Annotated in this window: 21 protein-coding genes and 3 pseudogenes; 15 read left to right on the forward strand and 9 right to left on the reverse strand. The window is 73.6% G+C overall.

All coding sequences use genetic code 11. From position 1 onward, the window contains the following. Positions 1-43: 43 nt before the first annotated feature. The 3 genes from CRYAR_RS23225 to CRYAR_RS23235 are packed head-to-tail and all read left to right on the forward strand — an operon-like array spanning position 44 to position 2,368. Entirely contained in the window at positions 44-1,195 is a 1,152-nt protein-coding gene (locus tag CRYAR_RS23225) for an ROK family protein (RefSeq protein WP_035855197.1), read from the forward strand. Between the two features lie 12 nt (positions 1,196-1,207). Next, a complete protein-coding gene (locus CRYAR_RS23230) occupies positions 1,208-1,747 on the forward strand; it encodes a GNAT family N-acetyltransferase (RefSeq protein WP_245620494.1) in 540 nt (179 codons plus the stop codon). Between the two features lie 33 nt (positions 1,748-1,780). Next, positions 1,781-2,368 (forward strand): TetR/AcrR family transcriptional regulator, encoded by a 588-nt coding sequence (locus tag CRYAR_RS23235; RefSeq protein WP_051570837.1) that lies wholly within the window; start codon positions 1,781-1,783, stop codon positions 2,366-2,368. On the opposite strand, the gene CRYAR_RS43490 is transcribed toward CRYAR_RS23235, so the two are convergent. After that, positions 2,340-3,005 (reverse strand): TetR family transcriptional regulator, encoded by a 666-nt coding sequence (locus CRYAR_RS43490; protein ID WP_051570838.1) that lies wholly within the window; start codon positions 3,003-3,005, stop codon positions 2,340-2,342. The two genes, CRYAR_RS23235 and CRYAR_RS43490, sit on opposite strands and share 29 nt — an antisense overlap. A 110-nt stretch (positions 3,006-3,115) precedes the next feature. Between CRYAR_RS43490 and CRYAR_RS23245 the strand changes: the two genes are divergently transcribed. The 4 genes and pseudogenes from CRYAR_RS23245 to CRYAR_RS50880 form a co-directional block, all read left to right on the forward strand. Continuing rightward, complete coding sequence (locus CRYAR_RS23245) at positions 3,116-4,186, forward strand: NAD(P)-dependent alcohol dehydrogenase (protein WP_035855198.1); 1,071 nt, start codon at positions 3,116-3,118, stop codon at positions 4,184-4,186. A gap of 87 nt (positions 4,187-4,273) precedes the next feature. Then, positions 4,274-5,656, forward strand: coding sequence for an aldehyde dehydrogenase family protein (locus CRYAR_RS23250; RefSeq protein ID WP_084700866.1), 1,383 nt, complete (start codon positions 4,274-4,276; stop codon positions 5,654-5,656). A 115-nt stretch (positions 5,657-5,771) separates the two neighbouring features. Continuing rightward, a complete protein-coding gene (locus tag CRYAR_RS23255; RefSeq protein ID WP_035855200.1) occupies positions 5,772-6,362 on the forward strand; it encodes a TetR/AcrR family transcriptional regulator in 591 nt (196 codons plus the stop codon). 233 nt (positions 6,363-6,595) lie between these two features. Then, positions 6,596-6,784, forward strand: a pseudogene (locus tag CRYAR_RS50880) (ArsR/SmtB family transcription factor); the annotation flags it as partial. A gap of 104 nt (positions 6,785-6,888) precedes the next feature. Here CRYAR_RS50880 and CRYAR_RS43495 read toward each other — a convergent pair. Then, positions 6,889-9,075, reverse strand: a complete 2,187-nt coding sequence (locus CRYAR_RS43495; protein ID WP_169745079.1) for a WD40 repeat domain-containing serine/threonine protein kinase — start codon at positions 9,073-9,075, stop codon at positions 6,889-6,891. Positions 9,076-9,280: 205 nt separating this feature from the next. Here CRYAR_RS43495 and CRYAR_RS23265 point away from each other — a divergent pair, with 205 nt between their 5' ends. Then, the gene (locus tag CRYAR_RS23265; RefSeq protein ID WP_035855203.1) at positions 9,281-9,829 is read left to right on the forward strand and encodes a dihydrofolate reductase family protein; all 549 of its coding nucleotides are present in this window, start codon (positions 9,281-9,283) and stop codon (positions 9,827-9,829) included. 34 nt (positions 9,830-9,863) lie between these two features. On the opposite strand, the gene CRYAR_RS23270 is transcribed toward CRYAR_RS23265, so the two are convergent. After that, complete coding sequence (locus CRYAR_RS23270) at positions 9,864-12,872, reverse strand: AfsR/SARP family transcriptional regulator (protein WP_035855204.1); 3,009 nt, start codon at positions 12,870-12,872, stop codon at positions 9,864-9,866. A gap of 50 nt (positions 12,873-12,922) precedes the next feature. Here CRYAR_RS23270 and CRYAR_RS23275 point away from each other — a divergent pair, with 50 nt between their 5' ends. Beyond that, entirely contained in the window at positions 12,923-13,669 is a 747-nt protein-coding gene (locus CRYAR_RS23275) for an alpha/beta fold hydrolase (RefSeq protein WP_035855207.1), read from the forward strand. Positions 13,670-13,703: 34 nt separating this feature from the next. Here the strand turns inward: CRYAR_RS23275 and CRYAR_RS23280 are convergent. Together CRYAR_RS23280 and CRYAR_RS50885 are read right to left on the reverse strand one after the other, a co-directional pair. Then, a pseudogene (locus CRYAR_RS23280) lies at positions 13,704-14,321 on the reverse strand (DedA family protein); the annotation flags it as partial. A gap of 75 nt (positions 14,322-14,396) precedes the next feature. Next, positions 14,397-15,471 (reverse strand): annotated as a pseudogene (locus CRYAR_RS50885) (FAD-dependent oxidoreductase). Positions 15,472-15,549: 78 nt separating this feature from the next. Here CRYAR_RS50885 and CRYAR_RS23290 point away from each other — a divergent pair. Next, the gene (locus tag CRYAR_RS23290; RefSeq protein ID WP_035855209.1) at positions 15,550-16,224 is read left to right on the forward strand and encodes a TetR/AcrR family transcriptional regulator; all 675 of its coding nucleotides are present in this window, start codon (positions 15,550-15,552) and stop codon (positions 16,222-16,224) included. Here CRYAR_RS23290 and CRYAR_RS23295 read toward each other — a convergent pair. Next, positions 16,201-16,620, reverse strand: coding sequence for a hypothetical protein (locus tag CRYAR_RS23295; RefSeq protein WP_035855211.1), 420 nt, complete (start codon positions 16,618-16,620; stop codon positions 16,201-16,203). The genes CRYAR_RS23290 and CRYAR_RS23295 overlap by 24 nt on opposite strands. After that, positions 16,617-19,694: a dynamin family protein gene (locus CRYAR_RS23300; protein WP_035855214.1), complete on the reverse strand. Its 3,078-nt coding sequence runs from the start codon at positions 19,692-19,694 to the stop codon at positions 16,617-16,619. Before CRYAR_RS23300 ends, CRYAR_RS23295 begins: the two co-directional genes overlap by 4 nt. Positions 19,695-19,807: 113 nt before the next feature. Between CRYAR_RS23300 and CRYAR_RS23305 the strand changes: the two genes are divergently transcribed. The 5 genes from CRYAR_RS23305 (at position 19,808) to CRYAR_RS23325 (ending at position 24,942) form a co-directional block, all read left to right on the forward strand. Further along, the gene (locus CRYAR_RS23305) at positions 19,808-20,521 is read left to right on the forward strand and encodes a phosphatase PAP2 family protein (protein WP_051570842.1); all 714 of its coding nucleotides are present in this window, start codon (positions 19,808-19,810) and stop codon (positions 20,519-20,521) included. A gap of 50 nt (positions 20,522-20,571) precedes the next feature. Continuing rightward, positions 20,572-21,597, forward strand: a complete 1,026-nt coding sequence (locus CRYAR_RS23310) for a TetR/AcrR family transcriptional regulator (RefSeq protein ID WP_035855215.1) — start codon at positions 20,572-20,574, stop codon at positions 21,595-21,597. Then, positions 21,594-22,151, forward strand: coding sequence for a hypothetical protein (locus CRYAR_RS23315; RefSeq protein ID WP_035855217.1), 558 nt, complete (start codon positions 21,594-21,596; stop codon positions 22,149-22,151). Before CRYAR_RS23310 ends, CRYAR_RS23315 begins: the two co-directional genes overlap by 4 nt. Then, a complete protein-coding gene (locus CRYAR_RS23320; protein ID WP_051570843.1) occupies positions 22,151-23,476 on the forward strand; it encodes a PEP/pyruvate-binding domain-containing protein in 1,326 nt (441 codons plus the stop codon). Before CRYAR_RS23315 ends, CRYAR_RS23320 begins: the two co-directional genes overlap by 1 nt. 80 nt (positions 23,477-23,556) lie before the next feature. Then, on the forward strand, positions 23,557-24,942 hold the full coding sequence (locus CRYAR_RS23325) for a DUF1996 domain-containing protein (RefSeq protein WP_051570844.1): 1,386 nt from the start codon (positions 23,557-23,559) through the stop codon (positions 24,940-24,942). 49 nt (positions 24,943-24,991) lie between these two features. Here the strand turns inward: CRYAR_RS23325 and CRYAR_RS23330 are convergent, their stop codons facing one another. Both CRYAR_RS23330 and CRYAR_RS43500 read right to left on the reverse strand, forming a co-directional pair. Further along, positions 24,992-25,447 (reverse strand): hypothetical protein, encoded by a 456-nt coding sequence (locus CRYAR_RS23330; protein ID WP_051570845.1) that lies wholly within the window; start codon positions 25,445-25,447, stop codon positions 24,992-24,994. Between the two features lie 24 nt (positions 25,448-25,471). Then, a complete protein-coding gene (locus tag CRYAR_RS43500) occupies positions 25,472-26,023 on the reverse strand; it encodes a GNAT family N-acetyltransferase (RefSeq protein WP_157018000.1) in 552 nt (183 codons plus the stop codon). Between the last annotated feature and the right edge of the window lie 8 nt (positions 26,024-26,031).

The raw sequence follows: 26,031 nt of genomic DNA on the forward strand, positions 1-26,031 counted from the left end.
ACGGCCGATCGAAGATTTAACAGCAACCTGGTACAACCAAAGGGTGCAGCCCGAACCGATCGCCCCGGACTCACCGGGGGCCGTCCTCCGCCTCGTGCGTTCGGGTCAGGCCGCGTCCCGCTCCGACATCGCGCGCCTGACCCACGTATCGGCCTCCACCGCGGCCACCCGCGTCGAAGCCCTGATCGAGCTCGGGTTCCTGCACGAGACCGGGGCCGGACGCTCCCGGGGCGGGCGGCGTCCGCGGGTGCTCGAGCTGCGGACGAACGCCGGGGTGGTCGCCGCCGCCGACCTGGGCGCCCACCACGCGACGCTCGCGCTGTTCGACCTCGGCGGCACGCTGCTGGCCGAGCACGAGCTCCCGATGGACATCGCCGACGGTCCGGAGCGGGTGCTGGACTGGCTGGTGGAGCGGGTCGGCGCACTGGCCGAGGGACAGGCCCCGCTGCGCGGCCTCACCGTGGGCGTGCCCGGCCCGGTGGACTTCCGGGCCGGCCGGGTCGTGTCGCCCTCGCGCATGCCCGGCTGGAACGGCGCCGACGTCCCGGCGCTGGCCCGGGCGTTCACCGACGTGCCGGTGCTGGTGGAGAACGACGCCAACCTGATGGCGCTGGGCGAGTTCTCGGCCGCGCCCAGCGAGCACCTGGTGTTCCTGAAGGCCGGCTCGGGCATCGGCTGCGGCGTGATCGCGTCCGGCCAGCTGCACCGGGGCGCACGCGGCGCGGCCGGGGACATCAGCCACGCGCCGGTCTCCGACCAGCAGGACGTGCCGTGCTCGTGCGGACGCACCGGCTGCCTGGACGCGGTGGCCAGCGGCGCCGCCCTGGCCCGGCGGCTGGCCGAGGCGGGCTTCGACGTACGCGCCACCACCGACGTGGTCCGGATCGCGCGCGACGCCGAGCCGGTGTCGGCACGCATGTTCCGCGACGCCGGGCGCGCGACCGCCGACGTGCTGGCCACGATCGTCAACTTCTTCAACCCCGACACGCTCGTGCTCGGCGGTCAGCTGAGCCAGGCCGAACCGTACGTCGCGAATATCCGGTCGACGCTGTACGAGCGGTGCCTGCCGATGGCCGTGGAGAAACTCGTGATCGAGCCGAGCCGGGCCGGGCGCCTGGCCGGCGTGATCGGCGGTGGCCACCTGATGCTCGAGCACCTCTTCGACCCGGCCCGGGTCAACACGCTCTTCGCCTAGGAGAATGGGCGAGTGCAACCCTTATTGACGATCGCGCCCTTCACCTCCGAGGACGCCGCGGACGCGGTCACCGTGGCCCGGCTCACCGAGCTGATCAACGAGGTCTACGCGGCGGGCGAAAGTGGCCTCTGGATCCCCGGGCAGAGCCGCACGACCGTGGGTGAGGTCGCGAACCTCGCCCGCGCCGGCGAGCTGTGGGTGGCCCGGCTCGACGACGAGCTGGTCGGCTCGATCCGCCTCTGCCGCCTCGACGACACGACGAGCGAGTTCGGCATGCTCGTCGCGTCGACGAAACACCGCGGGCTCGGCATCGGCCGCGAACTGGTGCGCTTCGCCGAGGCCAACGCCCGCAGCGCCGGCGACACCACGATGCAGCTCGAGGTGCTCACACCGCAGGACTGGACCCATCCGGTGAAGCAGTTCCTCGTCGACTGGTACACCCGCCTCGGCTACGTCAACGTCCGCACCGAGGACTTCGCCCCCGCGTATCCCCACCTCTCACCCTTCCTGGCCACCCCCTGCGACTTCCGCATCTTCCACAAGACGCTCTAGACCTAGACTCGGCGTTCGGACGAAGGAGGGTCAGTGACGAGCGTGGCCAGCGAGCAGAGCACCCCGGCGCGCGGGCGGCAGCGGGTGATCGACTCGGCGCTCGCGCAATTCGCCGAATTCGGCGTCGAGGGCACGTCGCTGCAGATGATCGCCGACGCGATGGGCGTCACGAAGGCCGCGGTGTACTACCACTTCAAGACCAAGGACGAGATCGTCCTGGCCGTCGTCGCTCCGGCGCTCGGGCAGCTGCGCGAGATCCTCGACCACGCCGACGCGCAGCGCACGCACTCCACCCGTACCCGCACCTTCCTCACCGGGTTCGTGCACCTGGTCGTGGGGCACCGCGAACTGCTCACCCTGCTCTACGACGACGTCGCGGTGCTGCGCACACTCCGCCGGCACCTGCCCGACTTCGCCGACTACGAACGCCGGATCCCCGTCGCGGTGGTCGGGGCCGACGCCGATCCCGGCCAGCGGGTAGCGGCGGCGGTGGCGCTCACCGGCATCGTGGCCGCGGCCGGCAGCCCCGAGTTCGCCGCGCTGGGCGACGCCGAGCTCGAGGGCCACCTCCTGGGCGCCGGCCTCCGCCTGATCACGCCCCGCCGCCGTCCCCGGCCGTGACCGGCGGGGACGCCCAGCGCAGCGGGGTGACCAGCAGGTCGATGAACCGGTCGACGACCCGGTAGGCCTCGGAGACCTCGCCGCCGCGGATGATCGCCTCACGCAGCGCGGCATCGACCACGGCCCAGAGCATGAGCGCGGTGTCCTCGGCCGCCGCCGGTCCGAGCGCGTCGAGGTCATAGGCCAGGATCATCCGGGTGTCACGTTCGGTGGCGGCGATCAGCGCCGCCGCCCGCGCGTCGGCCGTGGTGCGCAGCGCGACGTGCACCCGGTAGTGCCAGGGCCGGAGCTCGAACGCCCGGATGATCGTGTGCAGGCGGATCCGGAGCCGTTCCTCCGGCCGGAGGTGCCCGGCCACCTCGCGCGCGGGCGCCAGCTCCGGCGCCGACACCGCCCATTCGAGCACGGCCGACGCGTACAGGTACTCCTTCGACGGGAAGTACCGGTAGACGGTGCCGAGCGCGACGTCGGCCGCCTGGGCCACCGAGCGCATCTGGATGTGCTCGTACTCGCCCGAATCGAGCGCCCGCAGCGCGGCGGAGAGGATGCGCTGGCGCCGCGCGATCTGCGTCGCGGTGAGTTTGGGCCGCGCGTACCGCACCACCGCGCTGGCGTTCACGATCGCGTCGTCGACCATCGCCCCTCCCGCGCGGAATGAACTGGATTCTAGACCTATCGCCGCCGGTCCGATTGACAGCTATTAGAACCCGGTTCCACTATGGAACCCCGACGACCCCGGGTGGATCGATGATCGAGTGCCGCTGTGCCGTCCTGCGTGACGTCGACGCCCCGTACACGGTGGAGACCGTCACCCTCGCCGCGCCCGGACCCGGTGAGGTCCTGGTGCGGATCGTCGGTGCCGGGATGTGCCACACCGACCAGATCGCCCGCGCCGGCGTGCTCGGGCCGACGTTCCTCCCCGCGATCCTCGGACACGAGGGCTCCGGCGTCGTCGCGGAGATCGGGCCGGGTGTCACGACGCTCGCGCCCGGCGACCACGTCGTGCTCTCGTTCGACTCCTGCGGTTCCTGCGCCGAGTGCCACGCGGGCACCCCGGTGCACTGCGGCGCGTTCGAACGGCACAACCTCGCCGGCGGCACCGGCGTCGCCACCGACGCGGCGGGGGCGCCGCTGACCAGCCGCTGGTTCGGTCAGTCGTCGTTCGGCGAGTACGCGATCGCGTCCGAGCGCAACGCGGTGAAGGTCGACGCGGACGTGCCGCTGGAGCTCCTCGGCCCGCTCGGCTGCGGGATCCAGACCGGCGCCGGCGTCGTCCTCAACACGCTGCGACTGGCGCCGGGCCGGTCGATCGCGGTGTTCGGCACCGGCGCGGTGGGGATGGCGGCGGTGCTCGCCGCGAAACTGTCGGGGGCGAGCGAGATCATCGCGGTCGACATCCGGCGCAGCCGACGGGAGTTCGCGGTGGAGATGGGCGCGACGCGGGCGGTGGACGGCACCGCCGACGACGTGTCCGCGCAGGTGGGCAAGGTCGACGTCAGCTTCGACACGACCGGGAACCCGGTCGCGATGAGCACCGCGATCGACGTGCTGCGCCGCCCCGGCCGGTGCGTGCTCGTCGGCGCCGGCTTCGAGCCGCTGACGGTCTTCCCGCCCACGCTCGCCGGCAAGACGATCACGTACGTCTACGAGGGCGACGCGGTGCCGCACGTCTTCATCCCGCAGCTGATCCGGCTGTGGAAACAGGGTGTCTTCCCGTTCGACCGGCTGATCACCGAGTACCCACTGGATCGGATCAACTCGGCCGAATCGGACGTCTCCCGAGGTACCGTCGTGAAACCGGTTCTAGTCATGCGTTAGGTCAGGAGCCCGGTCGCGCAGCTGTCACGAACCCCGACCCATCCCGAGCCGCCGCCAGTCAGGAGCCCGGTCGCGCAGCCGTCACCTCTGACGAACCCCAACCCACCTCGAGCCGCCGCCAGTCAGGAGCCCGGTCGCGCAGCCGTCACCTCTGACGAACCCCAACCCACCTCGAGCCGCCGCCAGTCAGGAGCCGACAGTGTCCGTCACCTCCGACTATCCGCGAACCCTCACCATCGACGGCAGGCGCTGCTCGCCGCCGCGGACGCCGTCGACGCCGCGTCCGCGGACCTGGCCGCGATCCTCGTCGCCGAACAGGGCAAACCACTGCGTGACGCCCGCGCCGAAACGTTCGCCGTCTCCCTGTGGCTGCGGTACTACGCGGGCCTGGAGCTCGCGCCCGAGATCGTGCGCGACGACGAGAAGGGCTACGCGGAGGTCCACCGCAAGCCGATCGGGGTGGTCGCGGCCATCACCCCGTGGAACTTCCCGCTGACCCTCGCCATGTGGAAGATCGCGCCGGCGCTGCGGGCGGGCAACACCGTCGTGATCAAGCCGTCGCCGTACACGCCGCTGGCCACGCTGGCGCTCGGCGAGGTGCTGCGCACCGTGCTGCCCCCGGGTGTGCTCAACGTCGTGACCGGCCCCGATCCGCTCGGCGCGTCGCTCACCACCCATCCGCTGGTGCGCAAGATCAGCTTCACCGGGTCGACCGCGACCGGCAAGAAGGTCGCCGCGGCCGCCGCGGACGACCTGAAGCGCGTCACGCTGGAGCTCGGCGGCAACGACCCGGCCGTCGTCCTGCCCGGCGCGAACGTCGCCGACATCGCCGGGCCGCTGTTCTGGAGCGGCTTCCTCAACAACGGCCAGACCTGCCTGGCCGTGAAGCGCGTCTACGTGCACGAATCCCAGCACGACGAACTGGTCGACGCGCTCGCCGCGATCGCCGAGGGCGTGAAGGTCGACCAGGGCCTGGTCGAGGGCGTGCAACTCGGCCCGATCAACAACAAGCCGCAGTACGAGCGGGTGAGCGGCCTGGTGGAGGACGCGATCGCCCAGGGCGCACGCGTGGCCGCCGGCGGCTCGCGGTACGACCGGGACGGCTATTTCTTCCGTCCGACGATCCTGGCCGGGCTCTCCGACGGCGTCCGGATCGTGGACGAGGAACAGTTCGGCCCGGTGCTCCCCGTCCTGACCTACCGCGACGTCGACGACGCGGTGGCCAGAGCCAACAACACCACGTACGGCCTCACCGCGTCGGTGTGGTCCCACGATCCGGCCCACGCGGCCGAGGTCGCCGCCGAGATCGACGCCGGTCAGGTGACCGTGAACGCACACGGGAGCGCGATCACCCCGGATCTGCCGTTCGGGGGGCACAAACACAGCGGGATCGGCGTGGAGAACGGGCCGTGGGGGTTGTTGGGCTTCACCGAGATCCAGGTGATCGCCGGGCCGCCACGCGGCCGCTGACGTCGGTGGTGTGCGCGCGGCGCGAACGGGGCCGCGCGCACCCGCGGAGTCGTGGGGTAGAACCTGGTTCTGTTGTGGGAACGAGCGCGTCGGTGGCTCGGCGTACTATGTCCCGGTGCCGACCGGGGTAGCGCTTCGTGACGTTCGGGCGCAGTTGTTCGACGCCGCGGAGCGGGTCTTGCTGCGGTCCGGGCCGAGTGCGTTGACCAGTCGCGCGGTCACCGATGAGGCCGGTGTGGCCAAGGGGGTCCTGCACCGGCATTTCGCGGACTTCGATGCGTTCCTGGCCGACTTCGTGCTCGATCGGGTCGAGCGGATGGACTCGCAGACCGAGTCGCTGCGGAGTGCCGCCGGGACCGGGACCGTGGTCGGCAACGTCGCGGCCGCGGTGACCGCGTTGTTCGGGTCGGTGGCGGTGGCGATCGTGCCGCTGGTGATTTTCCGCGACGAGCTTCGCGCTCGCCTCCGCGACGCGTGGCCGGCCGGCGTTCCGGTGCTCACCGAGGGCGCGATCATGGTCGCGTCCTATCTCGCCGCGGAGCAGGAACTCGGCCGCCTGGGTTCCGACGCGCCCGTGGACGGGCTCGCTCCGACCCTCATCGGCGCCGGCCACCTCCTCTTCGCCGACCGCACCGGCGCCCCACCCACCCCCGACGCCGTGCACTCCATGGTCACCACCGTGCTCGGGGCCCACCTCCGCCCCTGACCGACCTTCCGGCCGCCTGACTTCCCGCCCGCCCCGCCCCCACGCGGCTGGACCGTGCGCGGATCACTCCCGGGCGGACCAGTTTCGCGCGACCGACCCCGCTCACCCCGGTCGAGGGCCCACTCCGCCTCCGGACCGACCTGGTGGGCCCCGGCGGTGAGCGGATCCGCCCGCCGGCCGGATGCCGATCGCCTAAGTGCCAGCATTGACTTAGATGAGTCGAGGCCGGCGCGATCGGGGCCGCGCACGCGTTCGACATCCTGGGGGACCCGGTGCGCCGGCGCATTGTGGAGTTGCTCGCCGACGGGGAGCGGAGTTCGGGCGCGATCACCGAGGCGATCCGGGCCGAGTTCGGGCTGTCCCCCGCGACCGACTCGCACCATCGGCGCGTTCTGCGTGAGGGCCGGTTCGCGTCGGTCCGGCCCCGGCGGTGGCGAACCGGATCAGGTGGCGTCCGCGGTCGCGGCCATCACCGCGTTCCACGTCGCCGGAGACGATGACGCGCACTCAGGTGCGCGCGAGGCCATCAGACGAGTTTCCACAGGCGGACCGTGCCGTCGGTGCTCGCCGTCACCACGTGGGTGCCGTTCGCGGTGAACGCGGCCGCGCTCACCGGCGCGCTCGCGGGCAGGCGCACCTCCGCCCCCGTCCGCTTGCCGGTCGACGCGTCCCACCAGCGCACGACGTTCCCGGCGCAGGTGATCAAGGCGTCGGAGTCCCGGCTGAAGCCCAGCGCGATGCTCAGATCGGTGGGGCCGGGGTCGATCGCCGGGCCCACCGGCCGGCCGGACTGGGCGTCCCACAGCTGCACCGCGTTCTTGAAGCCGCCGGAGACGAGACGGCTGCCGTCGGGGCTGAAGGCCAGGCTGGTCGTGACCGCGCCGCCGCGGTTGGACTGGAACACCACCTGCTGGTGGCTGCCGGCGTTCCACAGGCGCACCCCGTCGTCGGCGGCGGTGGCGATACGGGTTCCGGTGGGGGCGAATGCGATCGCGGCGATCGGGGACGTGTGGCCGCGCAGCGGCGGGTCGGAGGGCTCGACGGTGATCGCGTTCCAGATCCGGACGACGCCGTCCGCGCCGCCGGCGGCCATCGTCGCGCCGTCCTGGTCGAAGGCGACCGCGATGGTCTTCTCCGGTCCGACGGGGACGGTGGCGCCGGCTTCCCGGCCGGTGCCGGGATCCCACTGGTGCAGGACGCCGTCCTGGCCGCCGGTGAGGAGCACGCCGCCGCTGGGGCCGGCGAGCGTGGGGTCGTCGTCGACGACGAAGGCCGCCGCCCAGACCGCGGTGTCCGTGCCTCCCAGGGGGCCGACCTGGCGTTCGGTGGCCGGATCCCAGACCGACACGTCGCCGCCGGTGGTGATCCAGGCGACGTGGGTGGCGTCGCCGTCGATCGCGACGCGTTCGGCGATCGACCGGCCGGCGGTGAACTCGCCGAGGAGGGTGGCGCTGTGTTCGGCCGTCGCGGTCTTCTGCGCGGTCGCCGTGGTGGCGGTGTGGGAGGCGTCCGCGGAGCGGTCGGCGTTGAGCACGAGGGTCGCCGCGGTGGCGGTCGCGACCACGACGACAGCGGCCGCACCGGCCAGCATCGCGCGTCGCCGACCGGCCGGGACCCGGGGCTCCGGCCGCGGCGACTCGTCCCGGTCCCCGGTCCGCACCCAGTCCGGATCCCCACCCGTACCCCCGCCGGAGACCACCGGCAGCGGCGGCAACGGTTCGTCGCCGAGCAGCACCGTCCGGGACGACGGCGGCACCGGCGTGTCGCTCCGGCCCCGGCCGGGCTCCCGCGGCGGGACCCGGGACTCGTTCAGTTCGCGCCACGGGCCGCGCTGGTACAGCAGCGCGCCGTCGATGCGCAGCGGAACCCCGGAGCGGGTGATCCAGTCGCCGCCGAGGTCCTCTTCGGCCGCGTTCACGAGCTCGACGGCGAGGCCCCGCGCCGAATCCGGCCGTGCCGCCGGGTCCTTCTCCAGTAGACGCTCCACCAGCGCGGCCAGCGCCGGCGGCGCACCCTCCAGCGGCTCCGGCGGCATCGACAGGTGGTGGTGCAGCAACCCGGGTAACGACAGCCCCACCGGGAACGGCGACTTCCCGGACAGCAGCTCGTAGAACGTCACGCCGAGCGCGTACAGGTCGGTGGCCGGCCCGATCCGTCCGCCCGAGATCTGCTCGGGGGCGATGTACCGCGGGGTCCCGACGATGTCCGCGCTGGCCGACGCGTCGGAGCCGGCGAAGAGCTTCGAGATGCCGAAGTCGCCGACCTTCAGCAGCCCCCCGGTCGTGAACAGCAGGTTCGCGGGCTTGATGTCCCGGTGCACGACGCCCTGGTGGTGCGCCACCGACAGCGCCTCGGCGACCGCGAGCATCCACGCCGACGCGACGCCCGGCGCGACCGGCTGCCCCATCCGCTCGGTGAGCGTGCCGCCGCCGAGGTGCTCGAGCACCAGCAGCAGTACCGCGTCCCCTTCGGCGTACTCGTTGACACGCACGATGTGCGGGTGGTCGAGCGCGGTCATCACCCGCGCCTCGTTGAGGAACCGGCGGGACGCGTCGAGGTCACGCTCGGCGACGACGAGCGCCTTCACCGCGTGGGCCGAACCGAGACGCCGGTGCCGGGCGTGGAACACCAGCCCGTGCGCACCTCGTCCGAGCACGTCGCCGATCTCGTACTGCGGGAGGGCGACGACCAGCTGGGCCCGATCGATGATCACGTCGACTGATCCCGCCTCACGGTCCGCCTTCCCCGGCCACGCCCGCCACGGTGCGCGCGCGGCTCGATTCTGCCCCGTGCGCACCACCGTGCGCACCCACCCCCCGAAAGGGGGTCAGGTGGCGCATCGAAAGCGAATCGTAAGCTCGGCCGGTCAAAGTCTGAGCTGTCAGGACGAACGACACCGACTCGCTGCGGAGCACCCGATGCGCAAGCTGATCAACTCGACCTACATCACCCTCGACGGCGTCATCGAGAACCCGATGTGGACCATGCCGTACTTCGACGAGGAGGCCGGAGCGCTGGCCGGGGCCCAGACCGAGGCCGCCGACGCGATGCTGATGGGCCGCGCGACCTACGACGGGATGTTCCCGGCCTGGTCGAGCCGGGACGAGAACGACCCGACGACCGGCGCCGCGTACTTCAACTCGGTGAAGAAGTACGTCGCGTCCCGGACGCTGACGAACCCGGAGTGGCGCAACACCGAGGTGCTGGCGGGTGACCTGGTCGAGGCCGTCACCGCGCTGAAGGCGCAGGAGGGTGGCGACATCATCCAGTACGGGTTCGGCTCGGTGACCGCGGAGCTGCTCCGGGCCGGTCTCGTCGACGAGGTCCGGCTCTGGATCCACCCGGTCGTCGTCGGGGGTGCCTCGATCTCCGCTCCGCTGCCCGACTTCACCGCGACGTTCGACCTCGTCGACACGAAAGTGTTCAAGAGCGGCGTCATCGTGGCCTCGTACGCCCCGAAGGTCTGAAGGTCGAGTGGAGGGTGAGGCCGGGAGCCCGTACTCAGAGCAGAGCTCGGGCTTCCGCTGGGGTCAGCGCCGCACCCTCGGTGAGCAGAACCGTCAGGCGGGGCTCACCGAGCACGTCGGTGAGCCGGTCGGTCACCCGGTCCAGCTCGTCCTGTTCGGCCGGGGCGGGCGGCGACTCCGCGGCCACCCGGGCGGCCGCCGCCGCACCCAGCAGGCGCGCGGCGACCGGCGCGTCGCCCCGCGCCGCGGCGGCGGAGGCCAACCCCTCGAGGGCGGGCACCCCGTTGCGGGGTGAGCCCATCGGGCCCGACAGGTCGAACGCCTCCCGGTGCAGCGCGATCGCCCCGTCGAGGTCGCCGAGCTGCTCGGTCGCGAACCCGAGCTCGATCAGCGCCATCGGCAGGAACAGCGCGGTCGCCGCCTCGGCCCTGCCCCGTTCGACGAGCTGGGTCAGGTGCTCGACGGCCAGGTCGAGCTTGCCGCCGCGGCGTGCGCCGAACCCGAGGCTGATCTGCGCGAACGCGATCGAGGCCGACGAGCCCTGGGCGAGCGCCATCCGGTAGGCCCGCTCCCCCAGCTCCTGGGCTCCGGCGTAGTCCCGGGTCTGCACGCCGAGCCAGGCCAGCCACGACAGCCGGCCGCCGACCTCGGCGGTCAGCGCGAGCTCCTCGGCCCGGCGCAGGCCCTCGCGGTGCAGCGCCGCCGCGCCCTCGAGGTCGCCGCGCACCTCGGCCAGCCCGGCCAGCCACTCGGACGCCCGCAACCAGCCCCAGCCGTCGCCCAGCTCGGTGAAGATCGCCGCGCCCCGGGTCGCGACCCGCTCCAGCTCGGCCCAGTCTTCGGTGGCATGGGCGAGCATCGCGCGGGTGCTCAGCACCGCGGCCCCGGTCCACGGGTCGTCGGTGTCCGGCAGCAGCGACGCGGTCAGCTCCAGTTCGCTGCGCTCGATCAGCGCGTGCGCGACGAACCAGGCCGCGCGGGGGTCCTCGCAGTCGGCGACGCACGCGCGGACGTCGTCGGCGGCGACGGCGGCACCCTGCAGCAGCGCGAACCCGAGCCGCCACGGCGACGCCCGGCGCTCCTCGGCGGGCGAGCCCGGAAGGGCGAGCGCCGTGCGCGCCTCGGTGAACCGGCCGCGCAGGTACCAGTACCAGGTCAGCGCGCAGGCCAGCGGCAACCCGCCACCGGCCCCGAGGGCGGCGTGCAGGTTCGCGTCCTCGGCGTCCAGCCGGTCCAGCCACTCCCGCTGGCGCGGCCCCCGCAGCAGCGGGTCGGCCCGGGACGCCAGCGCGAGGTAATGGGCCGCGTGCCGGGCGCGGACGTCGGCGGCGTCCTCCAGCCGGGCCAGCGCGAACTCCGCGACCGACTCCAGCAGCCGGTAGCGGTCCCCGTCGAACACCACCAGCGACCGGTCGACGAGCGTCGCGAGCGTGTCGAGCGACGTGCCGCACACCTCGGACGCGGCCGGCTCCGTGCACCCGTCGCGGAACACCGCGAGCCGCGCCAGCGCCTGCTGGTCGTCGGGCGCGAGCAGGTCCCAGCTCCAGGCGATCACCGCGGTCAGCGTCCGCTGCCGGGCCGGAACGTCCCGTGTCGACGCGGTGAGCAGCGCGAACCGGTCGTCCAGGCGGGCCACGACACCGTCGAGGCCGAGCGCGCGGACCCGGGTCGCGGCGAGCTCCAGCGCGAGCGGCAGCCCGTCGAGCCGTCGGCACAGGTGGGCGACGAGCGGCGCGGTGCGTTCGTCGAGCCGGAACGTGCGCTGCTGGGCGGCCGCCCGGGCGGTGAACAGCCGGGCGGCGGCCGAGCGGCGGACCGCGTCGACGTCGTGGTCGTCGTCGGCCAGCGGCAGCGGCGGGACCTCCCAGAGGACCTCGCCGGTCAGGCCGAGCGGTTCGCGGCTGGTGGCGAGCACGGTGATCCCGGGGGCCTCGCGGAGCAGGCGCGCGACCAGCCCGGCCGCGTCCTCGACGACGTGTTCGCAGTTGTCGAGGACGATCAGCAGTTCGCGACCGCCCAGGGCGGTGAGCAGGCGGTCCGCCGGCGGGACGACCGAGCCGGTGGGCTCGGCGAGGTCCAGCGCGGCGAGCACGCGGTCGGCGACGCCGGGGTCGCCGGCCGGCAGCGGCGCCAGCTCGACCAGGCAGGCCGACGCGTGGCCGCGGGCCACCTCGGTCGCGAGCCGGGTCTTGCCGACCCCACCCGGCCCGATCAGCGTGAGCAGGCGGTGGGACGGCAGCAGCTCACGCAACTCGACCAGGGCCTCGCCGCGACCGACCAGTTCGTCCAGCCGGGCCGGCACGCTGTTGCGCACCCGCGCGGCGGGCGGCACCGGGCCGAGCGCCGCGTCCTGGGCGAGCAGCCGGCCGTGCAGCGCGACCAACTCCGGCCCGGGGTCGAGGCCGAGCTCCGAGGCGAGGTGTTCGCGCAGGTCGGCGTAGCTGTCCAGCGCCTCGGCCTGCCGCCCGGCGGCGTACAGCGCCCGCAGGTGGAGCCCGCGCAGGCCCTCGCGCAGCGGGTGCTGGGCGACGAGCGCGGACAACTCGGCGGCGACCGCGTCGTGCTCACCGCGCTCGAGCCGGGCGGCGGCCAGCCGTTCCCGGGCGACGAGACGCTGCTCGGTCAGGCGCAGCACCTCGGCGCGGACGAACTCGTGGTCGGCGACGTCGGCGTAGGCCTCGCCGCGCCACAGGCCGAGCGCCGCGGTCGGGTCGGTGCCGAGCAGCGCGGCGAACCGGTCCGCGTCGACCGCGTCGGTGCGCAGCACGTACCCCGGCGCCACCGACTCCACCAGGTCACGGCCGCCGCGCTCGGCGTCGCCCAGGGCTTTGCGCAGCTGGGAGACGCGCACCTGCAGCGCGCCGGACGCGTTCGCGGGGGCGTTCTCGCCCCAGAGGTCGTCGATCAGCCGGTCGGCGGAGACGACGTGGTTGCGGTGGGTGAGCAGGTCGGCCAGCAGGAGCCGCACCTTCGCCCCCGGGATCACCACCGGGTCACCGGCCTCCGTGGTGACCGTCACCGGCCCGAGCACACCGAACCGCACCGCACGTCCTCCGAAAGCGAACCGTAAGAGCTCACCGTCACCGTACGGGCATGGAGATCTACCACGCCGACCACGGTGCCGGGCCGCCGCTGGTGCTGATCCCGGGGGCGCTGTCGGGGATCGGCTCCTCGTTCGGCGCGATCCTGCCCCGGCTGGCGGCGACGCGCCGGGTGATCGCGGTGGAGCTGCAGGGGCACGGGCACACGCCGGACACCGACCGCCCGCTGACCGTGGCCCACTGCGCCGACGACGTGGTCGAGCTCCTCGACCGGCTCGGGCTGCCGGACGCGGACGTGCTGGGCTGGAGCTTCGGCGCCGCGGTCGCCCTGCACCTGGGGCTCGACCACCCGGCCCGGGTGCGCCGGCTGATCCTGGCCAGCCTCAGCGTCGACCGGAGCGGCCTCCACCCGGGTGTCCTCGGCGGAGCGCTCGCCCCCGAGCACCTGCACGGCTCGGAGCTGCACGAGGAGTACCTGCGCACGGCCCCGGACCCGGGCGGGTTCGCCGGCCTGGTCGCCAAGGTCGCCGCACTCGACGCGGACCCACCGCGGTGGCCGGCCGCCCGGATCCGCGCGCTGCGCAGCCCGGCGATGCTCGTGCTCGGCGACGCGGACATCGTCCGGCCCGAGCACACGGTCGCGATGTTCCGGCTGCTCGGTGGCGGGGTTCCCGGCGACGTCAGCGCGCTGCCCTGCTGCCGTCTCGCGATCCTGCCGGGCACGACGCACACCGGTGTGCTCGCGGCCGTCGACTGGCTGGCCCCGATGGTCGAGGAGTTTCTCAGCGAGGCCGGTTAGCCGTGCGCCGGCGGCTCGACCTGTTCGCCCGTTACGGCTTCACCCCTTGACGACGCCGTAACCGCGACACGACGAAGAGCACCACGGCCAGCACGCAGGCCACGATCACCGCGTTCTGGAACGTGCCGACGACCGGCTCGACCCGGGGCCAGTTCTCGCCGAGCACGTACCCGGCGAGCACGAACGTCGTGTTCCAGAGCAGGCTGCCCAGCGTCGTGTAGAGCAGGAACACCGGCAGCGGCATCCGCTCGACCCCGGCCGGCACCGAGATCAGGCTCCGGAAGATCGGGATCATCCGTCCGAAGAAGACCGCTTTCCGGCCGTGGCGCGCGAACCACGCCTCGGTGCGGTCCAGGTCCCTCACCTGCACCAGCGGCATCCGGGCGACGATCGTGCGCAGCCGGTCGCGGCCGAGCGCGGCGCCGATCCCGTAGAGCGCCAGCGCCCCGACGACCGAGCCCAGCGTCGTCCAGGCGATCGCGGCGGCGAGGTTCACGTCGCCCCGGCTCGCGGCGAACCCCGCGAGCGGCAGGATGATCTCGCTCGGGATCGGCGGGAACAGGTTCTCGAGCGCGACCGCCAGCCCGGCGCCCGGCCCGCCGAGCCGCTCGACCAGGTCGGTGGCGAACTCGGTGATTCCAGTCAGCATCATGCGAACGACGCTAGAAATCGGCCCCGTGCGCCACCATGCGGACGCCCGCCGACCCGCCTGCGGAAAACCGCAGCCCTATCCGGCGAACAGCGCCAGCAGGCTGTGCGGGGTGTCGGCCCCGAAGATGAGCTCGAAGTCACGCGCGGCCTCGACGCTCTCGGCCCGGCTGCGCGGGAAGAGCGCCTGCTCGTACTGGGTGAGCGCGGCCTCGGCATCGTCCGGGTGCGCGGCGAGCGCCCAGCCGAGCTCGGCGCCGTCGAGCATCGCGAGGTTGGCGCCTTCACCGTTGGGCGGCTGCAGGTGGGCGGCGTCGCCGAGCAGCGTAACGCCCGGCGTCCGGTCCCACCGGTGCCCGATCGGCAGGGTGTGCAGGGGGCGCAGCACGGCCGGGGTGTCGCCGTCGGTGATCAGCGCGGTGAGCTCCGGCGCCCAGCCGGCGAACTCGTCGGCCACGTCGTGCGCGTCGAACCAGTCCAGCGGCCGGGTCAGCATCACGTAGGTGTGCAGGACTCCCCCGGCCTCCCGGTGGGCCTGGATCCCCTTGCCCGGCACCAGCGCGTACATCGAGCCCGCGCCGACCGCCTTCGCGGTGGCCGGGTGCCGGTCGTCGGCGTCGAACAGGTAGGTCTCGTGGACCGACGTCCCGGTGTGGACCGGCTTCTCCGCGGACACCAGCGGACGCACCCGCGACCACGCGCCGTCCGCGCCGACCAGGACGTCGGTCGTCGCGCTCGACCCGTCGGCGAACGTCAGCTCGTGCCGGCCGTCGCCGAGGGACCGGGCCGCGGTGAGCTTGTGGCCCCCAGCGGATCGTGCCTGCGGGCAGCGCGTCGATCAAGATCCGGCGCAGGTCGCCGCGGAGGATCTCCGGGCGCGACCCGGAACCCGGGTGGTCGAGCAGCACGTTCCCGTCGGGGTCGAGCACCCGCTGGGCCTCGGCGCCCTGGTGGACGTGGGCCCGGAACCGGTCTAAGAGCCCGGCGGCGCGCAGCGCCAGCTGCCCGTTGTGCGGGTGGATGTCGAGCTGACCGCCCTGGGTGCGGACGCCGGCCGAGGCGTCGGCCTCGTAGACCGTGGCCGGGATGCCGTGGACGTGCAGCACGCGGGCGAGCATCAGCCCGCCGAGACCGGCGCCGACGATGGTGATCATGACAAGCCCTCGCATATCTCTGGATCAATGTTCCAGAACCAGAGTGGATCGTTGATCCAGACATGTCAAGATGGGACCATGCCGATTTCAGACCGGCGGCGTGACGACGCGCTCTCCCGGGAGCTCATCGTCACGACGGCCATCGAGATGCTCGACGCCACCGGCGAGCGCGGCCTCACCGTGCGCGGTCTCGCCGCGAAGCTCCGGACCGGCCTGGGCGCGCTGTACTGGCACGTGCGGAACAAGGACGACGTGCTCGTGGCCGCCACCGACGCCGTCCTCGCCGAGGCGCTGACCGCCGACACCGCCGACCTGGCTCCGGACGACGCGATCCGGGCGGTCGCGCTCGGCGTGTTCGACGCGTTCGACGCCCATCCGTGGATCGGCGTGCAGCTCTCGCGCCTGTCGTCGCAGCCCACGACCGTCCAGATCTTCGAACGCCTCGGCCGGCACCTGCAGACGCTCGGCGTCCCCGCCGACACCCAGTTCGACGCGGCCGCGGCGCTGCTGAACTACGTGCTGGGCGTGGCCGGGCAGAACGCCGCGCTGGCCGCGTCGGTGGAGCCCGGCGCCGTCCGGTCCGACGTCCTCGCGAGCATGTCGTCGGTGTGGGCCGGCCTGGACCCCACCGACTACGCGTTCACCCGGGGGGTCGCGGCCCAGCTGCGCGAGCACGACGACCGCGACCAGTTCCTGGCCGGGGTGAACTGGCTGCTCGCCGGGATCGGCTCAGGCGCCGGTCGTCAGCAGTAGCACCGCGAGCGCGGCCAGGCACACCAGCAGCGCGACGCTCAGCCCCACGCCGAACCGGCGCAGGCGCTCGATCGTCGCGGCGTTCGCCGTCGCCTGCTCGCGGAGCCGGTCGATCGTGCCGGTGGCCTCGTCGACCCGGTGCCGGATCGCGTCGGTGCCGGCCTCGGTGGTGCGCACCAGCTCGCCGACCTGCCGGGTCAGCCGCTGCCGGTCGATCCGGTCGTCGCCGAGCAGTTCGTCGAGCGTGCGCAGCCGGACGTCGAGCGCCGCGATCGTCTCGCGCAGCTCCGAGCCGAACGGCGCGAGCGTCGGCTCGACCGCGCGCTTGGTGATGTCGGTGACCGCATCGGCCAGCAACGTCACGGTCTCCTGGTGGACGTCCCTCGTGGTGGTCAACGGTCCCCTCCTAGTTGCGGGTTTCGGCCCAGCGCGTCGATACGCCGCAGCCAGTTCGACGCCCGGTCGCGTCCTTCGGTGGCGGCCACCTTGTCGTCCGGGCCCGGTTCCCGTTCGGCCGCCGCGACCTCGGCGGCGGTGCCCTCCGCGAGCCGGGCCAGCTCGGCGTGCAGGTGCGCGACCAGGTGCTCGACCGCGCCGCTGACCGCGCGCACGCCGGCGTCGCGGCTGCGGGTCCAGGCCTCGGCCACGGTGCGCCGGTTGGCGTCCGCGTCGGAGCGGCGGCGGCGCGGGTCGAGCAGCACGATCAGCCGCTGCCAGCCACCGCGCCACTCGACGGTCGCGGCGACGTGGTCGACCTCGGCGACGCCGAACGGCTCCACGTCCCAGGTCAGTTCCGGCGGCGTCACGGTGCGGCCCGGGAGCCGGGCCGCGAGCTCGAACGACAACACCGCGCAGTCCGACGCCAGCAGCTCGCGGACCGTCCGGTTGAGCACGTCGATCTCGGCGCCGAGCCGGTCGCGGGCCGCGGCGAACGCGCGCTTGCCGGTCAGGCCGTGCACGACGTGCTCGATCCGTGCCGTGCCGCGGTCGAGCGCCTCGGCCACCCGGGACCGCAGCCACGGTTCGCCCCACTGCGGGTCCTGGCGGAACGCGTCGCGCACGGCGCTCAGCTCGGCGGCGTCGGCCCGGAACGACTCCAGCCGGGCCCGGCGGATCTCCTCGCCGTCGGCGACGCGGTCGATCCGTCGGACGTGCCGGCCGTGCACGTCGGTGACGACCTGGGCGGCGCGGTCGAGCCAGGACGCGAGCAGCGTGCGCCGCGAGTCCAGGACGTAACGGCCCAGGTCGTCGGCGAGCGCCCGGAAGTCGTCGTTGAGTTCGCTGACGACCTCGGTGAAGTAGGTGCGTGGCGGCGTCGCGCCGAGCACGTTCTCGACGGTCTCCCGGACGCGGTCCTGGTCGCGCTCAACGACCCCGCGCCGCGTGATCACGAAGAAGAAGCGGGACGGGTCGAGCTGCTGCTGGAGGTAGGTGAGGTTCGCCTGGTCCTCGGCGCTGGCCGGGCGGGCCCCGTCGAAGCAGTAGACGACCGCGCCGTGCCGCTGGTCACGCACGGCCCGGTGCGCGGTGACGCGATGGTGCGGGACGGGCGCGTCGGTACCGGGCGTGTCGACGATCGTCACGTGCTCGAGCAGCGGGTGCGGCACCCCGACGCGCAGGGTGTCGACGCGCAGCGCGAGCGCCGGGTCGCGGGTCAGGTCGGCGAACGCGCGTTCCCGGTCGAGCGAGCCGGGCCACTGGTCGGGCACCGACACGAACCGTCGCACCAGGACCTCGGCCGGCACCGACAGGTCGGTGATCCGTGGCCGGTCGGGGCTCGGCGCCAGGTAGGCGTAGAGCTGCGGGTCGCCGGTGAGGTCGAGCATCTTCCACAGCCGCCAGAACGCGGCTTCCGGGTCGCTCTCGGACTGACCGGCCGCGAGCGGGCGGAACGCGCAGTCCCTGGCGGCGACCGACCGGTCGCGCAGCCACCGCCCCAGCGCCCGGATGTTCTCCAGGTGAACACGCAACTGGTGCGGTTCGGCACCCGGCGACAGCAGCCGCAACTCGACCTCGGGCAACCATTCGACGGTCAGCGAGTCCCGGGCCGCGTACTCGACCCGGTTCACGGTCGACGTCGTCGGGCGCGGCGCGGCCGGCAGCAGCGCGGCCCCGGTACGGACGCCGAGCAACGCGTTGATCAGCGACGACTTGCCCGACGAGGACTGGCCGAGCACCGCGACCTCGAGCCGGTCGTCGCGGACCTCGTCGCGGACGGTCTCCAGCGCGGCCCGGTCGGCGTCGGTCACGCCGAGCGCCGGATCGGCGAGCACGTTCTCCAGCAGCGCGATCAGGTCGTCGCGCAGCCGCGCGTAGGCCTGCCCGAACGCCGGGTGGGGGGCCTGGTCCCGCGGCAGCCGGACACCACGCACGGCCTCGCCGTTGTAGCGGTCGAGCGTCGCGCGGACGTCGTGGTCGAGCAGCGTCCGGAGCGTCTCGGCCGGGCGCGCCGCCGATGCGAGCCGGGCGATCGCCGCGAGCCGGTCGTCGAGTTCGATCACCGACGGGCCGTCGCGCTCGATGCCGACCAGGTCCGCGAGCAGGTGCAACGAGCCCAGCCAGTCGGGGTGGCGGGCCATCAGGGCCATCGTGCGGCGCCGGGCGAAGTCGCCGCAGAGCGACTCCCGGCTGCGGATCGCGGCCGCGCCGAGGCCCGACGTCCAGCGGTCGGGCGCGGTGCGGGTACGCAGCAGCGCGACGCAGCGCAGGAACATCGCCCGCTCGGGGCCCGGCCGGGCCAGCCGGCGGACGGCCAGCGGGATCGCCGGGCCGATGTCCAGGCCGGGCACGGCGAGTTCGTCGAACGTGGACGCCGCCCCGGCGATCTCGGCCTCCCGCCGGTTCTCGATCAGCAGCAGCGGCAGGGAGCGCAGCGTCTCCAGGGCCTGCGCGTCCAGTTCGGTGATCCCCCGCCGCGGCACCACGTACAGCACGCCGACGTCGGGCCGCCTGGCCTCGTCGGCGGCGGCGCCGGTCAGGTCGTCGGCGGTGTCCAGGCCCGGGCAGTCGACGATCCGCAGGCTCCAGTCGAGCAGGACGCGGGCGGGCACGACCGCGCGGACCCGGCTCAGCTCGGGGAACCGGTCCAGGTCCGGGGTGTCGAGCGGCGCGCGGACCCACTCGGTGGGCTCCGCGCTGCTGCCCCCGACGCCGAGCCAGAGCTCGGGGTTGACGCCGTACACGTACTCGACCGGCACCGGCGTGGCCCGGCCGGGCCGCTCGGCGAGGCCGGGCAGGGCCGCCATCCCGTCGGCGAGCAGGGCCGAGACCAGCGCGGTCTTGCCGGCGTCGACCGGGCCCCAGACGACGAGCGTGAACTCCGGGACCGTGCCGAGCCGGATGCGGTGACCGGTCCGGTCGGCGGCGTCGTAGGCGGCCCGGACGGCGGCCGGGAGAACAGCGATCGCACCGGCGTCGGAATCCGGTGCGGAGTCGGGGGGCGAGGGGTCGAGGGTGGAGGGACGGCTCACGAGTGAGAAGTCTAGGGACTTTCGCCCGGTATATGGCGAATTTGTCGCCGGGTCGTGTTGCGCTCGGTGACTAGGGTGACGAGCGTCGCGGCGATCGGGAGGGGCTCACGCGCGTGGTTCTGGAGGCGCCGACGCGCATCGAGGCGGCTCCCGGGCCGGTGTGGTGGCGCGAGATCCTGATCATCGTCGCGTTCCTCGTGCCGTACGACCTGATCCGGATGGCGGCCAGCGACGACCGGGCACCGGCGATCGCCCACGCCCGGGAGGTGCTCACCTGGGAGCGCTACCTCGGCCTGGACGTGGAGGCGGGGCTCAACGCCGCCGTGGCCGGCGAACGCTGGGCCGAGGTCGCGACGTCGTTCTGGTACGCGGGGCTGCACTACCTCGTCACGCCGCTGGTGCTGGTGGCGTTGTTCCGGTGGCGGCCGGAGCTGTACCGGCGGGCGCGGCTGGCGCTGATGGCCGCGACCGCGACCGCGCTGATCGGGTACCTCACGTTCCCGACCGCGCCACCGCGGATGCTGCCGGGCTACGTGGACACGCTCATCGCGACCGCCGACGTCGGCTGGTGGCCGCAGCACGACTCGGCGGGGTTGAACCAGCTCGCCGCGATGCCGTCGATGCACGTCGGGTGGTCGCTGTGGTGCGCGCTGGCGCTGGCCGCGCTCGCCCGCCACCGCTGGCAGCGCCTGGTCGCGTTCGCGTACCCGGTGGTGACCACGGTCGTCGTGGTCGCGACCGCGAACCACTGGCTGCTGGACGCGGTGGCCGGTGCCGCGCTGGTCGCGGCGTCCTGGGCCGCCCTCGCCGGCCGGCCTCCCACCTAATCAGATACTGATAACATCCGGATACTGCCATCATCCGGAAGGTCGGCCGCATGCGACTCACGCGGGCTCAGCAGCAGGACCGCACCCGGGCCGCGGTGCTCGCCGCGGCGTACGCGGAGTTCGCCGAGGAGGGGTACTCCGCGGTCACCGTCGACCGGATCGCCGACCGGGCCGGGCTCACCCGCGGCGCGGTCTACTCGAACTTCTCCGGAAAGAGCGCGGTCTACCTGGCCGTGCTGCTCGACCTGGTCGAGCGGGAGCCGTCCACGCCGGCGCAGGCCCCGACGCACCTCGAGGACGCGATCGAGGCGTTCGCCCGCGCCTGGCTCGACCGCCTGCCGCTCGCCGGCGACACCCCGGCGAGCGCCCAGCTCCGGCTGCGCTCGCTCGACGGTGTCGTCGACCGCCGGCCCGCGCTCGCCGGCATCACGCACCTGGAGACGCTGCTCCTCGGCCGCGCGCTGGAGGCCTGCCCCCCGGCGGCCCCGGGCGGGCGGCGCGTGCGGCTCGCCGAGGTGCTGCGCACCGTGCTCGACGGCGCCGGTCACCTCGCCGCGACCGCGCCCGGCGTCGGCGACCCGTTCGACGTCGTCCGCGCCTGCGAGCACCTGGCCGACCTCCCGCTCACCGACACCTGGGAACCGGCGCACCTCCCGTTCGTGACGCCGGCGCAGCCGGTCGACGAACCGTGGGAGGCGCCCACGCCCGGGCCCGACCTGATCACCGGCGACCCGGTCGACCTCGGCGCCGACGGCGTGCTCGTGCTCCTCGGTGCCGATCGGCTCGGCGCGGCCGAGGAGGCGGTGCGCGCGACCGGCGACCGCGTCACGATCGTCGTCGCGTCCGACGCCGCGCTGGTGCGGCTGCGGATCCGCGACCTGGCGGGGTGCCTCCGGCGCGCGGTCGATCCCACCACCTGGCCCGGCTTCGCCCTTCTTCTCGACGACGGGCGCGTCGCCGCGGCACTCGGCGTACCACCGGAACCGGGCACCGAGCACGCGATCCGCGTCGCCGGTGGCCGGGTCGTCGCCAGGGCCGCGCACCGCGGCGCCGGTCACGCGGCGGCGAGCCGGTGAACGAGGTGCTGCACACGCTGCGGTGCATCGGCGCGTCGGGGGTCGACGGGATCGCCGACGCGGCCGGGGTGTCGGCCGGTGAGGCCGAGTCGGCGCTCATCGACCTGGCGGTGGACGGCCTGGTGACGTTCGAGCGGGGCGCGTTCGGCGGGTGGCGGGTCACCGCACCCGGCACCGCCGCCGACGACCGCGCGGTGGCCGCCGAGCTCCGCGCGCTCGATGTGCGTGACGTCGTCGCCGCGGCGTACCGGGAGTTCCTGGAACTCAACCCGGAGCTGCTCGACCTGTGCACCGCGTGGCAGCTGCGCACCGCCGAGGCGGAACCGGTCGCCGCGGGGTTCGCCGATCTGCACGGCCGGTGCACGGAGGCGCTCGCGCCGCTCGCACCGCTGCTCCCGCGCTTCGAGCGGCACCGCGGCGGGCTCGCGCGGGCGTTGGCCAGGGCCCGGGCCGGGGAGAGCGGGTATCTCGCCGACCGCCTCGACTCGTACCACACGCGGTGGTTCCGCCTCCACGAGGATTTCCTGGTCACGCTCGGAATGCCGCGCCACTGATGCGCTGGATCCGATCGCTTCCGGCGGACGACGACCCCACGGTCGTCGGCGCGAAGGCGCACGGCCTGTCGGTACTCCACCGCCTGGGCCTTCCCGTCCCGCCCGGCTTCGTCCTCACGACCGAGCTCCACCGGGTCGTCCGCGACACGGGTCACCTCCCCCACTCCCTGTCCGGCGAACTGGACGCGCTGGTCCCCGGCCTCACCGGCCCGGACCGGACGGTCCCGGTGCGGTCCGTCCCGGTGCGGTCCGTCCCGGTGCGGTCCGTCCCGGTGCGGTCCGTCCCGGTGCGGTCCGTCCCGGTGCGGTCCGTCTCGGTGCGGTCGGGAGCGGCGGTCTCGATGCCGGGCATGCTGGCGACCGTGCTCGACGTCCGGGGCCGCGACGCGCTGCGTGCCGCGATCGAGCGCGTGCTGGCGTCGTGGGACTCGCCGCGGGCCCGGACGTACCGGCGGCTGTACGACCTGCCCGACGAGCCCGGCCCGGCGGTCGTCGTCCAGGCCATGGTGTTCGGCGACCGCGACGAGCGCAGCGCGAGCGGCGTCGCCTTCAGCCGGGATCCGGTGACCGGCGAGCCGGTCCCCTCCGGCGAGGTGGCGTTCCGGGCGCCGGGGGTGGACGTGGTGTCCGGCACCGGCCGCACCCGCCCGCTCGCCGAGCTGGCCGCCGGGAACGCGGCCGTCTGGGACGAGCTCCGAGCGGCGCTGCGCCTCGTCGAGCGGCACTACCGGGACGTGTGCCAGGTGGAGTTCACGATCGAGTCGGGGCGGCTGTGGCTGCTCCAGGTGCGCCGCGGCGGCGTCGCGGCGGGCGCGGCCGCGCGGATCGCGGTCGGCCTGGTCGAGGACGGGATCATCACCCGCGCCGAGGCCGTGCGCCGCGTGGATCTCACCGGCCCGGCCACCGCCCGCCGGCTCGGCGCCGGGGTCCCGGTGCTCACCCGGGGCACGGGCGCCTCCCCCGGGCTGGCGTCCGGCCGGGTCGCGCTCACCGCCGCGGACGCGGTGCGGCGGGCCGCGCACGGGCCGGTGATCCTCGTCCGGCCGACGACGTCACCGGCCGACCTGCACGGGCTGGCGGCCGCGAGCGGAGTCGTCACGTTCCGCGGTGGCCCCACGAGCCACGCCGCGGTCGTCGCGCGCGGGATGGGTAAGCCGGCCGTCGTCGGCGCGACGGAAACTACGCTGCGTGAAGGCTTCGAGATCACCATTGATGGCGAAACCGGCATAGTCGCGCCCGGAATCCACTTCGGAGTCACGTCGAGCGACGATCCGGCCGTGGGACTCCTGCGACAGTGGAGCACCTATGGGTTAGCTGAGGATTAAATGAGTCGATCGTCGAACCGTGTGTCCCTTCGCGGCGTCTGGGTGAGCGGGGCCTGTATGCGCAGGTAGACCGGCGGAGGATGACTCAGTTGCGTAAGAGATTGACCATCGGCGCCCTCGTGGGCGTCGCCGCGGCAGCGATCACCGGCACGACGCTCGTCGGCGTGTCGTCCGCGGCGGACAAGTCGGCGAGCAGCTCGCCGGGCAAAATCGTCTGTCCCGACGTCAAGAGCCAGTTGCAGAACGTGCCGGCCCAGGCACAGGGCGAGGTCGACCGTAACCTCGCTCTCCTGCAGACCCAGATCGACGAGGCCAACAAACGCCTCGTCAGCTCGCAGGGCGAGGGCGGCAAGAACTTCGTCCAGAACGCGATCCTCGGCCCGCTGGCCGACAAGCGGGCGTCGACCGTCGACCGGATCGTCATCGCGATCGGACGGTCGGGACCGCGTCCGAACCTCGACGTCAAGACGCTGTCGACCTGCACGGTGCAGGGCGCCGGAGCGGCCACGACCGCACCGGCCGCGACGACCGCACCGGCCGGAACCGCGGCACCCGCCCCGTCCGCCACGCACGGCCACGCCCAGCGCGGACCGGTCAAGGCCGACTTCGTCGACATCCGGAAAGTGCGTCCGACCCGCGGCACCCTCGCGCGCACCACGCGTCAGGGGTCCAAGGGCTCGTTCACCTCGCGCTGCGGCAACAACGAGCGCGGGCACTTCAACTCCGACAACGTGATCGTCGCGCCCGGCGTCGGCAACGGCGCGCACCACCTGCACGACTACGTCGGCAACACGACGACGTCGTTCCGGTCCACCGACGACAGCCTCGCCCGCGGCGGGACGACCTGCCAGGACCGCGGCGACAAGTCGAGCTACTACTGGCCGGTCGTGCGTGACATCACCAAGACCAAGAACCAGAAGCGCGTGGCGGGCGAGCTCGCGGAAGACCTCAACGTCGGCAAGACGCTGCGGCCGCGGGTCTCGATCCAGTACTCGGGCAACCCGTTCCAGAAGGTCGTCCCGATGCCGCGGTTCCTGCGGGTGCTCACCGGCGACGCGAAGGCGTTCACCAACGGCGGCGCGAACCAGCACGCGAAGTTCTCCTGCCAGGGCTTCACGAACCGGATCTCGACCGACAAGTACACGCTCTGCCCGGGTGGCCGGGGCTTCCAGCGGATCGCGGAGTTCCCGAGCTGCTGGGACGGCAAGAGCACCGACAGCGCGAACCACCGCTCGCACATCACGTTCCCGGACGCCCGCGGACGCTGCGCCCAGGGCACGGTCGCGGTGCCGAAGCTGACGATCACGCTCACGTACAACGTGCCGACGGGTCCGTCGTTCGCGATCGACGGGTTCCCCGAGCAGCTGCACAAGCCGATCAACGAGCACAACGACTTCATCAACGTCATGTCGACGTCGTCGATGAAGAAGGTCGTGAACTGCATCAACAGCGGACGCCGCTGCTGATGCACCGGTGCGGCGCGGGCCTCGGCCCGCGCCGCACCGCGGGGGTGGCTCAGCGGCCGCCGGTGAACATGCGCGCCGGAACGTCCACGGAGTGCCCGGAGGGATAGCGGATCGACGCCCCGTCTCCGGACCAGGTGATCGTGGCCCCGTCGACCCCCTCGGCGGTGCCCGCGTCGAACCGGACGTGGTGCCCGTAGTCGCCGCCGGGGTCGCTGCCGAGCACGATCTCGTAGTGGTCGGCGGCCGTGTCGCGGTCGCCGGAGAGCCGGAGCGCGCTGATCGGCGCGTGCACGTGACGCACCACCGCGACGTGCTGCCGGCCGTCGCCGTACGTGGCGTCGGCCCGGAAGACCTTCACGACGTCGGTCTGCGGCCACCAGGCCGCGACCGCGACGATCGCCACGGCGGCCGACGCGACGACACCGGCCGCCACCCGGCCGGACGCGGGCCGCTGGGGCACCGAGGCCGGTGCCGGTGGGACCGGCGGGGACGCGAGATCGCTCATGCGCACGAGTGTGGCAGCCCGGCGCTAATCGTCGGGAGTGGACGTGGGGACGAAACCGTAGACCGCGATGTCGTGCCGGTCGGCGCCGACCGGGAGCGCGGCACGCAGCGTCCCCTCGTGGGTGAAGCCCAGCCGCTCGGCGACCGCACGGCTGCGCCGGTTCCGCACGGCGGCGCGGATCTCCAGCCGGGCCACCCGGTACGCGGCCACGACGTGGTCGCGCAGCACCTCGCCGCATGCGGTGACGAGCCCGTGGCCCTCGGCGCCGGCGTCGATCCAGTAGCCCAGTTCGGCGGTGCGGTGATACGGGTCGATGCGTGCGCTGATCGTGCCGACCAGCTCGCCGCGGTAGCGGATCGAGGTGGGGACGCACCGCCCGTCCACCCAGTCCAGCAGCTGGAGCCGGTCGAAGGCGACGAGCGCGGCGAGGGTCTGCTCGCCCTGGGCCCACGGTTCCCAGGCGCGTAACCGGTCGATGTTCGCGACCGCCAGCCGGTGCATGCTCTCCGCGGTCCAGCGTTCCCGTAACACCAGGTCGACATCTTCTCGAACCGGTAACACGAATCGACTCGTCACGAATCGGA

The organism is Cryptosporangium arvum DSM 44712 (assembly GCF_000585375.1).
GTDB classification, from domain to species: domain Bacteria; phylum Actinomycetota; class Actinomycetes; order Mycobacteriales; family Cryptosporangiaceae; genus Cryptosporangium; species Cryptosporangium arvum.